Origin of the sequence: Microbacterium zouquanmingi (assembly GCF_052266695.1) — a bacterium.
Classification (GTDB): Bacteria; Actinomycetota; Actinomycetes; order Actinomycetales; family Microbacteriaceae; genus Microbacterium.
This window is the reverse complement of record NZ_JBQPQZ010000007.1, coordinates 42,343-60,463: the sequence shown is the minus strand read 5'-3', so window position 1 is coordinate 60,463 and position 18,121 is coordinate 42,343. Positions and strand designations below refer to the sequence as shown.

Below are 18,121 nucleotides of genomic sequence, written 5' to 3'. Positions count from 1 at the left end.
GCATCCGCCCCCTCACCTGCTGAGCGAGCTCAATCGACGAGGAGCGCGGGCTCCTCGAGAATCGAAGCGACGTCGGCGATGAAGCGGCTCATGCCATCCCCGTCGACGACGCGGTGGTCGAAGGAGCCTGCGACCGTGGTGACATAGCGGGGGCGCACCTCACCGTCGACGACCCACGGCTTCTGCGTGATCGTGCCCATCGCGAGGATTCCCGCTTCACCCGGGTTGATGATCGGGGTGCCAGCATCCATCCCGAACACACCGATGTTGGTGATCGTGAACGTGCCGCCCTGCTGATCCGCCGGAGGCGTCTTGCCATCGCGGGCCGTGAGCGTGAGCCGGTTCAGCGCACGGGCGAGGTCCTTCATGCTCAGCTCCTGCGCGTCCTTGATGTTCGGAACGAGCAGCCCGCGCGGAGTCGCCGCTGCGATTCCGAGGTTCACGTAATGACGCACCGCGATCTCGGCGCCATCCTCGGCCTCGACCCAGGCAGCGTTCACCATCGGGTTGCGCCGCACAGCCCAGATCACAGCACGAGCCACGATCAGAAGCGGTGAGACGCGGATGTCGGCGTAGTCCGGCGACGACTTCAGCCGCTTGACGAGCTCCATCGAGCGGGTGGCATCGACCTCTTTCCACACCGTCACGTGCGGTGCGGAGTAGGCGCTCTGAACCATCGCCGAAGCGCTGACCTTGCGCACGCCCTTGACGGGGATCGACTCGGTGCGCTCAGCATCCGCCCCCGTCGGCCGCGGCGTGGGCGCGATCCCGCGCGCAAGGCCGCCCGGCGCATTGGTCGGTGCCGGCACGATCTCTTCGCGCACCGCACCCCACTCGGGGGTCTCGATGTTGCGGAAGACACTCGCCTGCGATGCGTGCTTCATCACATCATCGCGGGTGACCTCGCCGTCAGCGCCGGTCGCGGAGACCGTCGAGAGGTCGACGCCGAGGTCGCGAGCGAGCTTGCGGATCGGGGGCTTCGCGATCACGCCGACCGATGAGCGCACTGGCCGCACGGCGGGACGAGTACGGCGAGATGTTGCGCCGGCACCGGTTCCGTAGCCGACGAGCACCGCGCCGCCTGCTTCCTCTGCCGCCGGCGCCGCGGGGGCCGAAGGAGCAGCGGCGGCGGCATCCGATTCGAAGCTGATGATCGGCATGCCGACCTCGACGGTGGCGCCTTCGGCCGCGAGCAGTTCGCCGACGACGCCCGCATAGGGAGACGGGAGCTCGACGAGGGACTTCGCGGTCTCGATCTCGACGATCACATCATTGATCGCAACCGTGTCACCGGGGGCGACCTTCCACGTGACGATCTCAGCCTCGGTGAGGCCCTCGCCGACATCCGGGAGGGTGAAGTTCTGCGTGCTCATGATGACGCCTTTCGGAAAAGCGGGCTCAGTAGGCCATCGACCGGTCGACGGCTTCGAGAATGCGGTCAGCATCCGGCAAGAACGTTCCCTCGAGGTTCGCCGGAGGGAAGGGGGCGTCGTAGCCCGACACCCGCAGCACGGGCGCCTCCAGCGCGTAGAAGGCGCGCTCCATCACGGTCGCGGCGATCTCGCTGCCGACGCTGATGTGGGCCGGAGCCTCTTGCGCGTAGACCATGCGACCGGTCTTGCGCGCCGAATCGAGGATGGGGCCGTAATCGACCGGCGACAGCGAGCGCACATCGACGACTTCGCAGCTGGTTCCCTCGCCTTCGGCGAGCGCAGCCGCCTGCAGCAGCGTCGTCACCATCGCCCCGTGACCTACGAGAGTGATGTCGGTTCCCGTGCGGACTACGCGCGAGGTGTGCAGCGGCACGGCCGACTGCTCGAGGTCGACCTCGCCCTTCTGCCAGTACTTGCTCTTGGGCTCGAGGAAGATGACCGGGTCGTTCGAGGCGATGGCCTCTTGAATCATCCAGTACGCGTCGTTCGGCGTCGACGGCGAGACCACGCGCAGACCCGGAGTGTGCGCGAAGTACGCCTCTGGGCTCTCCTGGTGGTGCTCGATGGCGCCGATGTGTCCGCCGTATGGAATCCGGATCACGATCGGCATCGACACCGCGCCCTCGTGCCGGTTGGTGAGCTTCGCGAGCTGCGAGGTGATCTGATCGAAGGCGGGGAAGACGAAGCCGTCGAACTGGATCTCGCACACCGGGCGGAATCCCGCCATGGCGAGGCCGATCGCGGTTCCGACGATGCCGGATTCAGCGAGCGGGGTGTCGAGGACGCGCTTCTCGCCGAAGTCGCGCTGCAGGTGCTCGGTGATGCGGAAGACACCGCCGAGCTTTCCGATGTCCTCACCCATGAGCAGGACCTTCGGGTCGTTCTCCATCGCGGCGCGCATGCCGGCGTTGAGTGCTTTGGCAAGCGGCATGGTCTCGAGAGTCACTGAGCTCCCCCTTCGAACGATGCCTCGTACTGCTCGCGCCATGCGCGCTGCTCCTCCATGAGCGGATGCGGATCGCTGTACACGTGATCGAAGATCGTGTTCACCGGCGGCGGGCCGAGTTCGAGAGTGCGCACGCGCAGGTCGTCGGCTGCCGCGGCGCCCTCGGCATCCACGTCATCGAAGAAGGATGCCGACGCGCCCTTGTTCTCGAGGAAGGCGCGCATGCGCGTGATCGGATCGCGCTTCTCCCACGACTGCTCCTCGTCGGCTGTGCGGTACTTCGATGGGTCGTCGCTGGTCGTGTGCGCACCGAGCCGGTAGGTCTCGGCCTCGATCGCGCGCGGCCCGCGGCCTGCGCGCGCCTCGTCCAGCGCGATGCGCGAGACGGCGTAGCTTGCGAGCACGTCGTTGCCGTCCACGCGAACGCTCGGGATGCCGTAGCCGGCGCTACGCTGCGCGAATGGAGCCCTGGTCTGGGTCGCGACAGGGACCGAGATCGCCCACTGGTTGTTCTGCAGGAAGAACACGGTGGGCGTCTGGTAGCTGGCGGCGAACACCATGGCCTCGTGCACATCGCCCTGGCTGGAGGCGCCGTCGCCGTAATAGACGATGACAGCCTCATCGCGCTCGGGGTCGCCGGTCCCACTGCGACCGTCGAAGGCGAGCCCCATCGCGTACCCGGTGGCGTGCAGGGTCTGCGACCCGAGCACCAGGGTGTAGAGGCGTGTGTTGCCGTTGGCCGGGTCCGTGGGATCCCAGCCGCCGTGCGAGACGCCGCGCATGAGCTTGATGATGCCGAGCGGATCGACGCCGCGGATGCGGGTGACCGCGTGCTCCCGGTACGAGGGGAAGATCGTGTCCTGTGCGCGCGCGGCACGCGCGGAGCCGACCTGAGCGGCTTCCTGTCCGCGGCTTGGTGGCCACAGGGCGAGCTGGCCCTGTCGCTGCAGGTTGGTCGCCTGATTGTCGATGGCGCGGATGACGACCATGTCGCGATAGAACTGCTCGAGTTCCGCGTCACTGATCGCTTCGATCAGTGGCAGATACTGCTCTGCGGCGGCGTTGGGCGCGTAAGTGCCATCCGCCTCCAGGACGCGGACGAATTCGGTCTCTGACGAAGTCACCGTTCTACGCTATCCGCTCTCTCAGATCTCTTGCTGGAGGGGTGCCACAACGGATTGCGCAACCTGTAGGACCTTCTCCACGGATTCATGCTCGCCGACGGATATACGGATGCCGTCGCCGGAGAACGCCCTCACGACGACGTCGGCGGCATGGAAGGCCGCGGCGATCTCGATGGTGCGCTCACCCGTGGGCAGCCACACGAAGTTCGACTGGCTGTCCGGCACCGCCCATCCCTGTGCGCGGAGCGCTGCGACGAGGGTGGTGCGCCGCTCGACGATCACTGCAACGCGCTGCAGCAGCTCGGTTTCTGCGTCGAGGCTCGCGATGGCGCCGATCTCGGCTGCGGAGGTCACCGAAAGCGGGACGCCGGTCGCACGAGCCGCATCGAGCACTTTCGAGTGTCCGATCGCGTAGCCGACGCGGAGGCCGGCGAGCCCGTACGCCTTGGAGAAGGTGCGCAGCACGACGACGTTCGGATGCTCCTCGAAGACCCGCTCCCCGAGGCCGTCGACGGCGCCTTCGGCGGTGACGAACTCGGCGTATGCCTCATCGAGAATGATCAGTACGTCGGCGGGGACGCGCTTCACGAACGCGGCGAACTCGGCGCTGGTGATGATGGGACCGGTGGGGTTGTTCGGCGTGCAGACGATGATCGCGCGGGTGCGGTCGGTGACGGCATCCGCCATGGCATCGAGGTCGTGGCGTCCGGTGAGGTCGAGGTCGTCCGACTCGATGAGCGGCACCTGCACCCCTGTCGCCCCCGAGACGAGCACGAGTCCCGGGTACGCCTCGAACGAGCGCCAGGCGTAGACGATCTCGTCGCCGACGGATGCTGCGGCCTGCACGAGCTGGTACAGGATGGCGACGCTGCCGCTGGCGACGTGCACCTCGTCGAGCTCGACGCCGTAGCGGGCGGCGAGGCGTTCGCGCAGGCGCGTGGCGGATGCATCCGGGTACCGGTTGATCGGGGTGGTGCTCTCGAGCGCCTCGATGACCGACGGGAGGGGTTCGAACGGGTTCTCGTTGCTGGAGAGCTTGAACGCGTCGGGGCCCGCCTGCTTGCCCTGCCGGTACGGCGCGAGGGCGGCGATCTCAGGACGAATGCGGGGAAGGATCGGCTCGGTCACGGGCTCAGTCTACGAGTGGCGCCACCGGACGCAATCGACGCACGGGCACCATCGACGCACGGCTGATCGCGTGCAAGACTGAATTCACTATGCGCTTCATCATCCGAGTCGTCATCAACGCGTTCGCCCTGTGGGTGGTGACGCTGATCCCTGCACTGCAGGTCGACATCACTGCGTTCCCTCCCGGCGAGATGCTGCAGTTCGTGCTGACCCTGCTCGCGGTCGGCGCGATCTTCGCGCTCGTGAACACGATCATCGGGACGGTCATCAAGATCATCGCGTTCCCGCTGTACATCCTCACTCTCGGCCTGATCGGCTTGATCATCAACGGCTTCCTGCTGTGGCTGACTGCCTGGATCACGTCGGGCTTCGGCTGGGGCCTGACGCTCGGATCGTTCTGGTGGGGCGTGCTCGCGGCGATCATCATCGCGATCATCAACGCCGTGTTCGGCGGCATCCTGCGCCCGCAGAAGAACAAGCGTCGCGACTGACCTCACTCCCGTTTCGCGACGTATTCCGTCGACTCGATCGATACGGCGTCGTTCAGCTCTCGCATCTTGTCGCGCCATGCTTCCAGGCGCACGTCGTCGGATGCTTCGAGCAGTTCTGCAGTCTCGATGTACTGATCCTCGAAATGCGTGTGAACCCAGAGATCATGCATTACTCGTGGCGGATCGCCGACCCGGGTGACGACCATGCTGTCGGCAGACCCGGTCCCCGCGGGCACCCCACCACCGGCGAGACTGCTCACGATGTCATCGGTATGGCGCAGTTCTATCAGCAGCTGATGGTCGCTGACGCTCGGATGCACAGGGCTGCCCGCAGTCACCTGCACCGTCACGTCGAACTCGCTCTGCGATGACAGGTACGCCGAATTCATCGCGCCCTGAGAGTGGGCGTAGACATGCACGTCATCGCCGGCCTGGGCGCCCGACTCTCTCAACGCCTCGAGCGTCGCCGCGTACGACGCGGACTCCTGGCCGGTGTACAGCTCGATGTTCGACTTCACGTCGAAGGGGTTCTCTCCGCCGTATCCGCCCGATTGCGTTCCCTTCTCGTAGAGCACGAACTTCCGCGACCCATCGGGCATGGTGTATTTCTCGACTTTGATCTGGGCGCCCCCAGCGTCCGGAAGCCGTCTGAGTCCCTCGGCGATCGTGTTCGGCGGCCCGATCGGCGATGCAGACCGCACGGGCGTGACCGAGATGGGTCCGCCATTCCCGCTCAGGCGCGCGCCGGGCAGCAATCGCCCGATGCCTGCCGCGCCCAGCATCGTCGACATGGCGAACAGCACTCCCGTATCGAGGCTCGTGCCGACGCCCTTCCACTCCAGCTCATACTGATCGTCGAGGCCCTCGAAGCGTCCCTTCTGCCACCCAGCCAGCAGCCACACTCGCATCTCACTCACCCGCGGATCAGATGCTTCGAGCTCTGCGATGCGATCCAGGAGACCATCAGACGGCGCCTTGCCCTGGATGGCGAGCGCGTCTAGCTCGACCCTGCGCTCGACGAGTTCGTACGCATCGGCCATCAACGCGGCGCCCTCCCCCGCGGTCTGGCACTCCGCCTGCAGAGCCTCCGCCCGGTCGGCACTCCCCCACAACGCCGTGCTGTCGAGCACGCCGGAGGCGCCGGGCACCGAGAAGAGGCATCCGTGCGCGCGACGGGCTGCGGCCGCGGCATCCGCGAATCTCGGCGCGAGCGCGATGAGCGCATCGGCCACCGCGCGAAGCGCATCGGGATCGACGGCGATCGCACCGCCGTGCGTGACCTCGATCTCGTCGCTCATGACGCCAGCAGCGTCTGGACCTCATGCAGGCGATTCTCGAGCTCGCCGACTTCTCCTGCCGTTCGGGCTCTGAGGTCGATGAGAAGCTCGTGCAGCGCCATCACTCCCTTCGCGTGCCATTCACTGTCGGCGATGAGTGGGACGAGCGCCGCCGCCGCCTCTTCGTGTGCGGCGATCGCATCGTGCAGCGCTCGCTGTGCCGAACAACAGGCGAACAGGGCATCAGAGGCAAGAGCGTCGGCCGCGATGAAATTCAACATGAGGCAAGGATGATCCGCCCCCGCACCGCCCGAATACCGAGAACCCACGAACCGTGCGAACTCCGCGCCGAACAATCGCTGTGCAGAACGAGTCGGCGACCTGCACAATGGAGGGGTGTCCCCGACGGATCCCTTCCGCGTCCTCTTCGTATGCACGGGAAACATCTGCCGCTCGCCCATGGCCGAGGTGGTCTTCCGCGACCTCGCCGAACATCAGGGCCTCGGGTCGCACATCGTCTCGACCAGCGCCGGCACGAGCGAGTGGCACGTGGGAGAGCGTGCGGACGTGCGCACCATCGAAGCACTCGAACGCCGCGGATACGACGGCTCCCGCCACCGCGCGAAACCGTTCACCGCGGCATCCTTCACCGACAACGACCTGATCGTCGCACTCGACCGCACCCACGAGCGCATCCTGCGCCAGTGGGCGCGCGACGAAGATCAAGAGGGCAAGGTCACCCTTCTGCTCGCCTACGATCGCGCAGCCGAAAGCCTCGATGTCCCCGACCCTTACTACGCTGACACCGCAACGTTCGATTCGGTGCTGGCTATGATTGAAACGGCGAGCCGAGGCCTGTTCCGTCAGCTCGAACCCGCGCTGCGCAGCAATCGCGGGGTGCGCGCTCAGCCCCGCACGACGCCATCGCAGCACACGTCGCCCCAGAACTGAGGGGCCCGATCAGGAGGACTCCCCTGACTACCCCGAACGCTTTCCCCGTGCAGCCTCTGAGCCCGCTCGATGGCCGTTACCGCTCCGCAGTCGCCCCTCTGGGCGACTACCTCTCCGAGGCGGGCCTGAACCGCGCCCGCGTCGAGGTCGAGGTCGAGTGGCTCATCGCTCTCACCGATCGCTCGCTGTTCGAGACCTCTCCCATGGCGGATGCTGACAAGGAGCGCCTGCGCGGCCTCTACCGCGACTTCGGCCAGGCCGAGATCGACTGGCTGGCGGAGAAAGAGGCCGTCACCCGCCACGACGTCAAGGCCGTCGAGTACCTCGTGCGCGACCGGCTCCAGGCCCTCGGGCTCGACTCCATCGCCGAGCTCACCCACTTCGCGTGCACGAGTGAAGACGTCAACTCCGTCTCTTACGCGCTGACCGTCAAGCGCGCGGTCCAGAACGTCTGGCTCCCCGGCCTGGATGCCGTGATCGCCAAGCTCCGCGAGTTGGCCGTCGAGCAGGCGGATGCCGCCATGCTCTCCCGCACGCACGGACAGCCCGCGACGCCCTCGACCATGGGCAAGGAGCTCGCCGTCTTCGCGTGGCGTCTGGAGCGCGTACGCGCCCAGATCGCAGCATCCGACTACCTGGCGAAGTTCTCCGGCGCGACCGGCACCTGGTCAGCGCATCTTGCGGCTGACCCCGACGCCGACTGGCCCACCATCGCCCGCGAGTACGTCGAGGGACTGGGTCTGGGCTTCAACATCCTGACCACCCAGATCGAATCGCACGACTGGCAGGTCGAGCTCTACGACCGGGTGCGTCACGTCGGCGGCATCCTGCACAACCTCGCGACCGACATCTGGACTTACATCTCGATCGGTTACTTCACGCAGATCCCCGTCGCCGGTGCGACCGGGTCGTCGACGATGCCGCACAAGATCAACCCGATCCGCTTCGAGAACGCCGAGGCGAACCTCGAGCTGTCGGCGGCCCTGCTCGGCTCGCTGTCGCAGACGCTGGTCACCAGCCGCATGCAGCGCGACCTCACCGACTCGACCACGCAGCGCAACATCGGCGTCGCGTTCGGGCACTCGCTGCTCGCGCTGGACAACCTGCGCCGCGGCCTCGGCGAGATCTCGCTCGCGCGCGAGGTGCTGCTCGATGACCTCGACCACAACTGGGAGGTCCTTGCCGAGGCCATCCAGACCGTCATCCGCGCAGAGGTCGTCGCCGGCCGTTCGACGATCAGCGACCCCTACGCGCTGCTGAAGGAACTCACCCGCGGTCACCGCGTCGGCGCCGCAGAGCTGGCGGAGTTCGTCGGAGGTCTCGAGATCGGAGACGCCGCCAAGCAGCGCCTGCTCGCGCTCACCCCCGCGACCTACACCGGTATCGCCGAGCGACTCGCGAAGTAGCGCGGCCGCTGCGCCACAGCAAGTCGGTGGTACGGTCACCTCGTGCCCACAGATCCGCAGCCGAACGGCGATGACGCGACCCTTGCCGTAACCCTGAGCGGCGGCGGTGCCTTCGGCGCAGCTCACGCGGGGGTGCTCCGAGTTCTCGAAGAGCGCGGCATCCGTCCGGGCATCGTGACCGGCACGAGCTCCGGCGCCCTCGTCGGATCGGCGTACGCTGCAGGTCTGGACGGCGCGGCTATCGAAGACATCACGCGCCGGTTCCGTTGGAACAGGATCGCGAAGTGGACCCTGCGGCCGCGCTGGGGACTGCTGGATACCACCATCACCACCGACGCCATCCACGGACTCCTCGGCCACGACCCGCAGATCGAGGAGCTCCCTCGCCGCTTCGGAGCCGTCGCCACAGACCTGCGCACGCGTCGCGCCGTGACGCTCACCAAGGGCCCGCTGAGTACTGCGCTGCGCGCGACGATCGCCGTCCCGGGGCTCCTCCCACCAGTGCGATCAGATGGCCGACTGCTCGCTGATGGCGGCATGATCGACAACGTTCCGCACGCGGCCGCGAAAGAGCTCGGCGCCGAGCGTGTGATCGTCGTGCATCTGCACGCGAAGTGGGAGAACGTCCGCATGATGCGCACGATCACGCAGACCGCTGACCTCGCTCGCGATCCGAACGTGATCCTGATCCAACCCGAGATGGAGCGGATGGCTCAGTGGACGATGCGTGACGTCAGCCGGCTCATCGACGAGGGTCGACGCGCGGCGAACGTCGCGCTCGATGCTGCGGTGCTTTAGCGCTCATTGCCCCTTGGGGGCTCGCCGATGGGGAAGCACGCACGCCACGACAGCCATCGCGGCGGCAATCCACAGCGATGTGGTGCCGAGTCCGTGGAAGGCGATTCCGCCGAGTGCTGCTCCCACGGCAAGAACGAACCAGAAACCTGCGGTACTCAACCAGCTCCACGGATGCGGTGTTCCGATACCCGCCACCAGCTGGTGGGCTGCCTTCACCAAGGTTCCAGTGACGTACGTCAGCCCGACCTTCACATCGGTGTCCGCAGCCAGGACCGAACTCGTCAGCCCGCCGACGACCGCGATCAGCATCACTCCGAAATGCGCCGATGCGGTGTTCGCCACGATCGCGGCCACGATGGTCAGCGCAGCCAGCAGGATCATCGCGCCGCGATGCCCCCTCGAGCCGCCCCAGCGCACGATCGATGCCCCGGCCACGCAGCCGATGAAGAACAGGATGAGCAAGGCCGCTGACACACCGACGAGGCTCCACCGACCAGTAGCTACCGCATACCCCATGACCGTTGTGTTCCCCGACATGAATGCGACGAAGTTCCCCTGAAGCACCATGAAGGCGATCGCGTCGACGAAACCAGCAAGGCCCAGCAGCCAGACACCGAGGAGCACGTCTGACGACACACGCGCAGTTTCACTCGTCATCGGATACGGGTGCTCAGGGTGACGATGATCCCGAGTTCGCGGCATCGCTCGAGGGCTCGTCGCCGGACTCTTCGTCGTACAGCACTGGACGCTCGAGCGTCTCTTTCTCGTACTCACGCGGGTCGACCGCGAGGATCAGCATCGACATGACGAGCAGCGTCACGATGAATGCGCCCCCGCCGACGACGAGTCCCAGCACGAGCGGTGTGAGACCGGTGTAGGTGCCGTTGGAGATCGCGCTGTTGACTCGCGACGTGAATGCTCCGGTCGAGACGAACGTCACGACCGCGGCGAAGATCCCGGTTCCCAGCGCAATGCCGAGCAGATGCAGCGGACGCAACAGCTCTCGACGTGTCGACTTCTTCTCGCTCACGCGGTGCCTCCCGATTCGACCGATTCGCTCGCGGATGCGCCGGAATCAGCCACCCCGTCTGTCGCAGATGCCGCACCCGATGACGAGGGACGATTCGGCGAGAAGCCGGCGATCGCGAGGAAGACCGCGACGATCGCCGTGTAGCCGCCGAACATGCCGACCGCGAGAATGATTCCAGAGAGCGTCAGCGCTCCCGCCCCATCGACCGAATACTGCAGTGCATAGTCGGACGGGATGAACACAAGCACGACCGCGAGCACGAGACCCAGCGTGCCGATCGTGATGGCGTCTTTCGAGGTCGGGTCTGTGCGGCGACCGCGAAGCCCCGCGATCAGCTCGACGAGACCGGATGCCGCAGCCCAGACGATCACGACGATGAAGAACGCACCGTCGGTGCGCCAGGTCGGGACGCTGCTGGCCATTGCCGCGAGCAGGTCGATGACAGCGAGCAGGATGAACGGCCAGCGAGTGCCGGCGGATGCAACGATCCAGGCTCCGACGATCAGAAGGAACCCGCTCGCAGCGACGAATCCACCGAACACGGCGAAGCCGACAGCGGCCGAGTGATCGGAGGAGAACGTGATCATGAGTGCGGATGCCGCAGCGAACAGCGCGCGCAGCAACTGGATGTGGCGCACAGAGAACGTGCGAGCAGGGGCAGACATGACGGATCCTCGGTCTTCCGGGGTGATCACTCCAGTCTACGCGCCCGTAGCTATGGGACGACCCGGGGTATTCGACCACGCGCTCCACGAGCCGTGGAAGATCTTCACGTCGATTCCTGCCTCTGCGAGCACCAGTGCAGTGTGGGCAGCGGTGAGCCCCGAACCGCAATAGGTCGCGACCTGTGTGTCGGCGTCGACGCCGACTGCCGCGAAGTTCGCGCGCAGCTCGTCCGCGCCGAGCAGCGTGCCGTCCTCCCCGATGTGCACGGTGGTCGGCAGGTTCACCGCACCCGGGATGTGACCTGCGATCGGATCCATCGGCTCGACCTCGCCGCGGAACCTCTCCGGTGCGCGAACGTCGAGCAGCACCCCGTGCTCGGGGAAGGCTGCCGCCTCATCGATCGTCAGGCTGTCGCCTGAGACATCGGTCAGAGTGATCATGCCGGGGGTGTACTCTGCCGATCCGCTCTCCGCATCGCCACCTGCCGCCTTCCAGGCAGCCCAGCCGCCATCCAGCACGCGCACGTCAACGCCTCCGTGCGACAGCAGCCACCAGGCTCGGGCAGCGGAAACTCCGATTCCGTCGTCGTACACGACGACGGAATCGCCGTCATCGAGACCCCAACGCCGCGCGGCCTCCTGCACCTGCTCTGTCGAGGGAAGCGGATGCCGTCCTTCAGCCGGAGCGCCGGATCGCGACAGATCCTTCTCCACATCGACGAACACCGCACCGGGGATGTGACCTGCCAGATACTCCTGCTGACCGTCTGTCCTGCCCAGCTGCCACCGCACGTCGAGGACGCGCACTGCTTCCGCAGTGATCAGGCCAGCCAGTTCAGTGGCAGTCACCAGGTGGGTCATGGCTCAGTCCTCGTCGTCCTCGTCGTCATCGTCATCGTCATCGTCATCGTCATCGTCATCGTCGTCGTCGGAATCGACTTCCGGAGCCAACTCGATGATCTCGTCGCCCTCTTCGAGCACGTCCACGTCATCGGCGTCATCCGTGTCGCCGTCATCCGCAGCATCCGTGCCGAGCACACCGTCGGGGCGGATCAGCTCGCGCACCTCGGCCATGAAGCTGTTCAGCTGCTGCTGCTGCCAGCGCAGCTGACGGGTGCGGTCCTCAGCATCGCGCACCACGTCGGTGGTGTGACCGATGACGGTGCTGACGATCTTCTGCGCCTTCTGGCGCGCCCGGTCGAGGGTCTCGCGTGCGCGCATCTGCGCATCGGCCTCGATCGACTGCGACTGCGAGCGCATCAACCGCTCATAGTCGTCGGCCTTGGCGGAGATCCGCTTGGAGTGCTCGAGCGACGACGCGACCTGCTCGTTCGCGTCGGTCGTGATGCGCTCGGCGTGCGCAACCGCCTGGTTATGCAGCAGCAGGAACTCCTGCTGCGCGTCATCCTGACGGCGCGTCAGGGTCTCTTCGAACTCGAGGACGCGCGCGTTCATCTCGCGCACCTCGCGCTCAGCATCCGCTCGCTGCTGCGTCGTCTCGCGCGTGACCATCGAGCGCAGCGCGGCCGCGCCCTTCTCGGCCTCGGTGCGGACGGTTGCAGCTTCCTGCTCGGCCTGGTTGACCTTCTCGGCGGCGTGCGCGGCCTCGCGCTCAAGACGCGCCTCGTGCGCGGTGTATTCGGTGTCGATGCGCAGTCGCACCTGATCTGCATCGTTCTGGGCCTGCGTGGTGACGCGGTCGACCTCGGCGGCGAGCTCGGTGCGGCGGCCATCGATCTCCTCGCGTGCGGCCTGCAGCAGACGCTCGGCCTGCACTGCGGCGTTCTCGATGAGGACGGATGCCTGCTCCTCGGCCACGCGCAGAACGGCCTCGAACTGCAGTCGGGATCCTGCCGAGTCATCGTCACGCGGCGCATCCACGAGTTCGTTCGAGAGTGCAGTGACCTGCTGCTCGGCCTCCTCGACCTGCGCACGGGCGGCAGTGAGATCGGCCTCGAGTGCGGCGATGCGCTCCTCATCCTCGGCGCGAGCCGTGGCGATCTTCTCGTCCTGCTGCTTCTCGATCTCAGCGACTCGTGCGTCACGCTCCGCGGCGAGCTGCTCGCTCTCCGCCCGTGCGGCATCGAGTTCTTCGCGCACCGACTCGACGTCGCGACTCACGCCAGAGCGAGCATCAGCGAGCTCGTTCTCCACGCGCTGCACCTGCATGCGAAGGCCTGCGACCGCAGCGTCCACTTCACCTCGGTCGTATCCGCGGAATCCAACGGTGAAGCTGTCCTGTTCGCGCGACTGTCCTTGCGCGAGCTGATCGAAGAAATCCCCATCCTGGGTTGTGCGGTTCTCGCCGTTATCGGTCATGGGTTCCACCTTTCGGAACGGTGCGCCTCGCACGATCTCCGCGATACCGAGCCAGGTCGGAGCAAGAGGAGATGGGGCTGCGGATTTGTGAGGAGAAACGAGACTCGGAGCTCGCCGACAAGCCTAACGAGTGCACTGCCTCCGCGGGAAGCGCCGATCGAGATAACGCAGAGCCGCATGCACAGATAAACTGCCGGGCGACCCCCAAGCGAAGGACTCCGCAATGCCGCGTTTCGACCTGCCCGTAGATGAGCTGCGCACGTACCGCCCCGAAGTGGCCGAGCCCGCGGACTTCGATGACTTCTGGGAGCAGACCCTCACGGAGTCGCGTGCACTCGCGCAGCCGATCCAGCTGCGGCGCATCGACTCTCCTCTGCAGTCGGTCGAGGTCTACGACGCCACCTTCAGCGGATTCGGCGGAGACCCCGTCGGCGGGTGGCTGCTGCTGCCAGCGGGCTCCGATGAGCCGCTGCCTGCCGTCGTGGAGTACATCGGCTACGGGGGCGGGCGGGGTCTTCCGCACGAGCGTCTCGGATGGGCCGTCTCGGGTTACGCGTACTTCCTCATGGACACCCGAGGCCAGGGAAGCGTCTGGGGCACCGGCGGCACCACCGCCGATCCGCACGGCGCGGGGCCCGCAGTACCGGGTTACATGACACGCGGAATCGAAGACCCGCACGACTACTACTACCGCCGGGTCTTCACCGATGCTGTGCTCGCGATCGACGCGATCCGCTCTCTCGACCGCGTCGACGCCGCCCGCGTCGCCATCTGCGGCGGGAGCCAGGGCGGTGGCATCGCGATCGCAGCGGCAGGACTCGCGACCGGCCTTGCCGCCGCGATGCCCGAAGTGCCTTTCCTGTGCCACTTCGAGCGCGCGGTGGGCATGACCGGCCGCGATCCGTACCAGGAGATCGTGCGGTATCTCGCCGTGCACCGCGAAGCCGTGACAGACGTCTTCAAGACGCTGTCGTACTTCGACGGCGTAAACTTCGCCAGGCGCGCCACCGCCCCCGCACTTTTCTCGGTCGCCCTGCTCGACCCGGTGTGCCCTCCCTCGACGGTGTACGCCGCGCACAACCGCTGGGGCGGATCATCCGAGATCGTCGATTACCACTTCAACGAGCACGAGGGTGGCCAGGGACTGCACTGGGAGAAGCAGGCGGCATTCCTCGCCGAGCAGCTCGCCGGCTGAGCGCGTTTCTGCTCTGAGCAGAACGGCTGTCGCACGTTCGGATCTCGGCGTTACCGTGAACCATGGCTGACATCCTCGCGTTCCCCCGTCCCGCACCTCGTCGCCCTGAACCGCTGTGGCGCGAGATGCTCGGCGACCAGTTGCGTCGCCTGCGTCACGAGCACGAAGAGACGCTCGGTGAGACGGCCGCCAAGGCCGGGGTCTCGCCGCAGTACCTCTCCGAGGTCGAGCGCGGACTCAAGGAGCCCTCCAGCGAGATGATCGCTGCCATCGCAGGCGCCCTTGAGACCACGCTCATCGATCTCACCAGCAGTGTGGCCGAGGAGCTGCGCTCGACCACGACGGTGGAAGCTGCCGTCGTGTCGAGCGCCCGCGGGGCTCTCGCCCTCGCGGCGTAAGTCTCTGCACGCCCGTCAGCCCAGATCACAGATGTCAGCCCAGAACCGGGATTTCCGCTGACGGGTGTGATCCGTGCTGACGAGTGTCTGCGCGGACTACTGGTTCGTCGTCCGCTCCCCAAGCACGGTGTCGATCAGTCCGTAAGCGAGCGCTGCGGATGCAGTGAACACCCGATCCCGATCGGTGTCCGCGCGCAGCGCTTCGACGGTCCGGCCGGTGTGGCGTGCGAGGGTGGACTCCAGATCCGAACGTACCCGTACCACCTCATCGGCGGCGAGGATCAGATCGGGGATCGCTCCGCGCGACTGTCCGGCCGGCTGATGGAGCACGATGCGCGCGTGCTCGAGAGCCGCTCGCTGACCGGGTGCGCCGGCCGCGGCGAGCAGCGCCGCCGGGCCGATTGCCTGACCGATCACGGTCGTCGCGACGGCAGGGCGAATGTGCTGCATCGTGTCGTAGATCGCCAGCGCCGCCCCCGGATCTCCGCCCTCGCTGTTGATGTAGAACTGGATGCCGGTGTCTGGGCTGTCTGAATCCAGATGCAGCAGTTGCGCGATCAGTGCGTTCGCCACACCGGCATCAATTCCGGTCCCGAGGTAGATGACGCGTTCTGCGAGCAGGTGCGAGTACACGTCCATGACGCGCTCGCCGCGCGGATGCTGCGCGATGACGTTCGGGATCGTGTAGCTGCTCATGACTTGGGTCCTTCCGCTCCGAGGCCGACTCGCGCTCTGCGCGGTGGCAAGATCTGTGCGAAGTCGTCGACGATCTCGTCGATGAATCCGTACTTCTGTGCTTGTGCCGCGGTGTACCAGCGATCGTGCAGCGAGTCTTCGAAGATGCGCTCCGTCGTCTGCCCGGTGTCATCGGAGATGAGGCCGAGCACCGTGTCGCGCATGTGCCGAAGATCGTCGGCCTGCGTCTCGAGCTCGCCGGCAGAACCGCCGATCCCCGCTGAGCCCTGGTGCATGAGGACCCGGGCATGCGGGAGGGCCCGCCGCTTGCCCTTGGTGCCGCCGGAGAGCAGGAACTGCCCGGCGCTGGCCGCCATGCCGAGGGCGAGGGTGGCGACGTCGTTGGGGATCAGCTTCATGAGGTCGCGGATTGCGAGCATCGAGGGGACGGAGCCGCCCGGCGAGTGGATCCACAGCGCGATGTCTGATGCCGGATCCTCTGCCGAGAGGGTGAGCAGTTGCGTCATCAGCAGCGTGCCGTTGTCATCGTCGAGCCCGCCGTCGAGCACGATCACGCGTTCGTGGAACAGTGCTCGTCTGGCTTCAGGACCGAAATGCGGAATGGGTGTGTCTTCGCTCATGTCTCCACCCTGTGCGGCATCCGCGGGCAGAGAGCGCGAATCCGCTCACGGCCGATCTGCCGTGAGCGGATTCGTCTGCTGAGTCCTACGCGATCGCGAGCGTACGGCGGTGGCTGACCCGGTGACCGACCCAGAATCCGATGGCGATCAGGCCGATCAGCACTGCGCCGAGCATCCAGGGCAGCATCGACGGCGCAGCCTGTGCGGTCGCGGTTGCGAGAGTGCCCGAACCGTCGGCGATCTGGCCGTTGCCCGCGGCGAGGTCGGCGGCGCCGGCCTCGAGTCGTCCGCCGCCTTCGGCGAGGTCGCTGGATCCGCTGGCGATCGTCGTCGCACCTTCGGAGAGAGCACCGATGCCGCTGTTGAGGTCGGCGGCGCCCGCCTGCAGAGTGGCCGTGCCCTCGGCGAGCGAGGCTGCGCCGTCGTTCAGGGCCGTGGCACCGGAGTTCAGTCGTGCGGATCCCTCGCGCAGCGAGCTCGCACCGTCGGACAGCGTCGAAAGACCACCCGAGAGGCGGCTCGCGCCCGCCGTGAGGTCCGAGGTGCCGGCCTTCAGCGGCTGCAGCCCCGTGGCGAGCTGCTGCGCACCGGTGGAGAGCTGAGAGGTGCCGGCCTTGAGTGCGGTCGCACCCTGCACGAGCGCCGGAGCGCCCTGCTTCGCATCGACCAGTGCCACGGTGCCCGGCCATCCGGCAGCGGCGTTGCCATAGACCAGTGCGCCTGCTCCGGCTGCGAGGCCCTGAGCGCCTGCTGCGGCGTCGATCGTGCCCTGCGCGAGTGCTGGCGCTGCGGCAGCGGCACCGGCGATGCCGTCGACCTGCGCATCGACGCCGGCGGCAAGGGTCGCCAGCTGCTGCAGCTGCGTGTCTTCTGGATGAGCGGCGGCGAGCGCTGCCAGCCCATCAGCGAGGGTCTGCGAGTTCTGCGGCACCTCAGCCGCGACAACCGAGATCGTGGGTGCGGCGGCTGCGAGTCCGTGCAGCTGCGGGGTGACTGCGGCAGAGAGACCAGCACTCAGATTGTCGGCTCCCGTGAGTACCTGACCGGCGACCTGGTGCGCCCCTGCGACACCAGCCGCGAGGTTGGTCACGCCGCCGAGTACCTGCTGGGCGCCCGCGTCCGCGTCGCGCGCACCGGTTGCCAGGGTCTGAGCGCCGGTGACGGCGGTCTGAGCGCCGGCATCCAGCTTCTGCGCACCGGCGGTCAGGTCCTGCGCGCCAGTCAGCGCGGTCTGAGCGCCAGAGCTGAGTCGGCCAGCGCCGTCCTGAGCGCTCGCGGCACCGGCGGCGAGCGTGTCTGCACCGGCGGCAAGCGTGGCTGCGCCGGTCGAGGCACTGAGTGCGCCGGCGGCGAGTTTCTTCGAGCCGTCGTGTGCGCTGGATGCGCCATCGGCGAGGCCCTCCGTGCCCGCAGCAAGCTTGCCCGCGCCCTCAGAGAGGTCCTTCGCACCGATGGCGAGGTCGCTCGATCCCTCATGTGCGGTCACGGTTCCATCGGACAGTTCGGCCGCACCGGCGGCGATCTTTCCGGTCGTCATGAAGAAGAGCGCCACCATTACGGCGAGAAGCACGGCGAGGATGATGACAGTGATGCGCAGGCCATTGCCGTGCACGTGAGGCGTAGAACTCGTCATTGAGGCTCCAA

20 protein-coding genes are annotated in these 18,121 nt (G+C 66.9%); 6 read left to right on the top strand and 14 right to left on the bottom strand.

Annotated elements, in window-relative coordinates:
- Positions 1-29: 29 nt before the first annotated feature.
- From ACTU6U_RS14510 to ACTU6U_RS14495, 4 genes are read right to left on the bottom strand one after another with little or no spacing between them, the layout of a single operon-like run.
- Positions 30-1,373 carry a dihydrolipoamide acetyltransferase family protein gene (locus ACTU6U_RS14510; protein WP_443469827.1) on the bottom strand — a complete coding sequence of 448 codons (1,344 nt, stop codon included), beginning with the start codon at positions 1,371-1,373 and terminating at the stop codon, positions 30-32.
- A 25-nt stretch (positions 1,374-1,398) separates the two neighbouring features.
- A complete protein-coding gene (locus ACTU6U_RS14505; protein WP_443469826.1) occupies positions 1,399-2,421 on the bottom strand; it encodes an alpha-ketoacid dehydrogenase subunit beta in 1,023 nt (340 codons plus the stop codon).
- Positions 2,376-3,503 carry a thiamine pyrophosphate-dependent dehydrogenase E1 component subunit alpha gene (locus ACTU6U_RS14500; RefSeq protein WP_443469825.1) on the bottom strand — a complete coding sequence of 376 codons (1,128 nt, stop codon included), beginning with the start codon at positions 3,501-3,503 and terminating at the stop codon, positions 2,376-2,378. Before ACTU6U_RS14500 ends, ACTU6U_RS14505 begins: the two co-directional genes overlap by 46 nt.
- A 21-nt stretch (positions 3,504-3,524) precedes the next feature.
- Entirely contained in the window at positions 3,525-4,631 is a 1,107-nt protein-coding gene (locus tag ACTU6U_RS14495; protein ID WP_443469824.1) for a histidinol-phosphate transaminase, read from the bottom strand.
- 89 nt (positions 4,632-4,720) lie between these two features.
- Here ACTU6U_RS14495 and ACTU6U_RS14490 point away from each other — a divergent pair, with 89 nt between their 5' ends.
- The gene (locus tag ACTU6U_RS14490; protein WP_417509434.1) at positions 4,721-5,122 is read left to right on the top strand and encodes a phage holin family protein; all 402 of its coding nucleotides are present in this window, start codon (positions 4,721-4,723) and stop codon (positions 5,120-5,122) included.
- A gap of 2 nt (positions 5,123-5,124) precedes the next feature.
- Here the strand turns inward: ACTU6U_RS14490 and ACTU6U_RS14485 are convergent, their stop codons facing one another.
- Both ACTU6U_RS14485 and ACTU6U_RS14480 read right to left on the bottom strand, forming a co-directional pair.
- Positions 5,125-6,420: a hypothetical protein gene (locus ACTU6U_RS14485; protein WP_443469823.1), complete on the bottom strand. Its 1,296-nt coding sequence runs from the start codon at positions 6,418-6,420 to the stop codon at positions 5,125-5,127.
- The gene (locus ACTU6U_RS14480; RefSeq protein ID WP_443469822.1) at positions 6,417-6,680 is read right to left on the bottom strand and encodes a hypothetical protein; all 264 of its coding nucleotides are present in this window, start codon (positions 6,678-6,680) and stop codon (positions 6,417-6,419) included. Before ACTU6U_RS14480 ends, ACTU6U_RS14485 begins: the two co-directional genes overlap by 4 nt.
- A 178-nt stretch (positions 6,681-6,858) precedes the next feature.
- On the opposite strand from ACTU6U_RS14480, the gene ACTU6U_RS14475 reads away from it, so the two are divergent.
- From ACTU6U_RS14475 to ACTU6U_RS14465, 3 genes are read left to right on the top strand one after another with little or no spacing between them, the layout of a single operon-like run.
- The gene (locus ACTU6U_RS14475; RefSeq protein WP_443469850.1) at positions 6,859-7,350 is read left to right on the top strand and encodes a low molecular weight protein-tyrosine-phosphatase; all 492 of its coding nucleotides are present in this window, start codon (positions 6,859-6,861) and stop codon (positions 7,348-7,350) included.
- Between the two features lie 47 nt (positions 7,351-7,397).
- Positions 7,398-8,756 carry an adenylosuccinate lyase gene (purB, locus tag ACTU6U_RS14470; protein ID WP_443469821.1) on the top strand — a complete coding sequence of 453 codons (1,359 nt, stop codon included), beginning with the start codon at positions 7,398-7,400 and terminating at the stop codon, positions 8,754-8,756.
- A gap of 42 nt (positions 8,757-8,798) precedes the next feature.
- The gene (locus tag ACTU6U_RS14465; protein ID WP_443469820.1) at positions 8,799-9,554 is read left to right on the top strand and encodes a patatin-like phospholipase family protein; all 756 of its coding nucleotides are present in this window, start codon (positions 8,799-8,801) and stop codon (positions 9,552-9,554) included.
- A 3-nt stretch (positions 9,555-9,557) separates the two neighbouring features.
- Here ACTU6U_RS14465 and ACTU6U_RS14460 read toward each other — a convergent pair whose 3' ends face one another.
- From ACTU6U_RS14460 to ACTU6U_RS14440, 5 genes are read right to left on the bottom strand one after another with little or no spacing between them, the layout of a single operon-like run.
- Positions 9,558-10,190 carry a YoaK family protein gene (locus ACTU6U_RS14460; RefSeq protein WP_443469819.1) on the bottom strand — a complete coding sequence of 211 codons (633 nt, stop codon included), beginning with the start codon at positions 10,188-10,190 and terminating at the stop codon, positions 9,558-9,560.
- A gap of 34 nt (positions 10,191-10,224) precedes the next feature.
- Positions 10,225-10,584 (bottom strand): hypothetical protein, encoded by a 360-nt coding sequence (locus ACTU6U_RS14455; RefSeq protein ID WP_443469818.1) that lies wholly within the window; start codon positions 10,582-10,584, stop codon positions 10,225-10,227.
- Positions 10,581-11,249: an acyl-CoA synthetase gene (locus ACTU6U_RS14450; protein ID WP_443469817.1), complete on the bottom strand. Its 669-nt coding sequence runs from the start codon at positions 11,247-11,249 to the stop codon at positions 10,581-10,583. The genes ACTU6U_RS14455 and ACTU6U_RS14450 overlap by 4 nt, the downstream gene beginning before the upstream one ends.
- Positions 11,250-11,285: 36 nt before the next feature.
- Positions 11,286-12,110, bottom strand: a complete 825-nt coding sequence (locus tag ACTU6U_RS14445; protein WP_443469816.1) for a sulfurtransferase — start codon at positions 12,108-12,110, stop codon at positions 11,286-11,288.
- Positions 12,111-12,113: 3 nt separating this feature from the next.
- Positions 12,114-13,568: a coiled-coil domain-containing protein gene (locus tag ACTU6U_RS14440; protein ID WP_443469815.1), complete on the bottom strand. Its 1,455-nt coding sequence runs from the start codon at positions 13,566-13,568 to the stop codon at positions 12,114-12,116.
- A gap of 223 nt (positions 13,569-13,791) precedes the next feature.
- Here ACTU6U_RS14440 and ACTU6U_RS14435 point away from each other — a divergent pair, with 223 nt between their 5' ends.
- Together ACTU6U_RS14435 and ACTU6U_RS14430 are read left to right on the top strand one after the other, a co-directional pair.
- Complete coding sequence (locus ACTU6U_RS14435) at positions 13,792-14,763, top strand: acetylxylan esterase (RefSeq protein ID WP_443469814.1); 972 nt, start codon at positions 13,792-13,794, stop codon at positions 14,761-14,763.
- A gap of 62 nt (positions 14,764-14,825) precedes the next feature.
- Complete coding sequence (locus ACTU6U_RS14430) at positions 14,826-15,161, top strand: helix-turn-helix domain-containing protein (RefSeq protein WP_443469813.1); 336 nt, start codon at positions 14,826-14,828, stop codon at positions 15,159-15,161.
- Positions 15,162-15,257: 96 nt separating this feature from the next.
- Here the strand turns inward: ACTU6U_RS14430 and ACTU6U_RS14425 are convergent, their stop codons facing one another.
- The 3 genes from ACTU6U_RS14425 to ACTU6U_RS14415 form a co-directional block, all read right to left on the bottom strand.
- Positions 15,258-15,857, bottom strand: coding sequence for a ClpP family protease (locus ACTU6U_RS14425; RefSeq protein WP_443469812.1), 600 nt, complete (start codon positions 15,855-15,857; stop codon positions 15,258-15,260).
- Positions 15,854-16,477, bottom strand: coding sequence for a ClpP family protease (locus ACTU6U_RS14420; protein WP_443469811.1), 624 nt, complete (start codon positions 16,475-16,477; stop codon positions 15,854-15,856). Before ACTU6U_RS14420 ends, ACTU6U_RS14425 begins: the two co-directional genes overlap by 4 nt.
- A gap of 85 nt (positions 16,478-16,562) precedes the next feature.
- Positions 16,563-18,110 (bottom strand): hypothetical protein, encoded by a 1,548-nt coding sequence (locus ACTU6U_RS14415; protein ID WP_443469810.1) that lies wholly within the window; start codon positions 18,108-18,110, stop codon positions 16,563-16,565.
- Positions 18,111-18,121 lie beyond the last annotated feature (11 nt).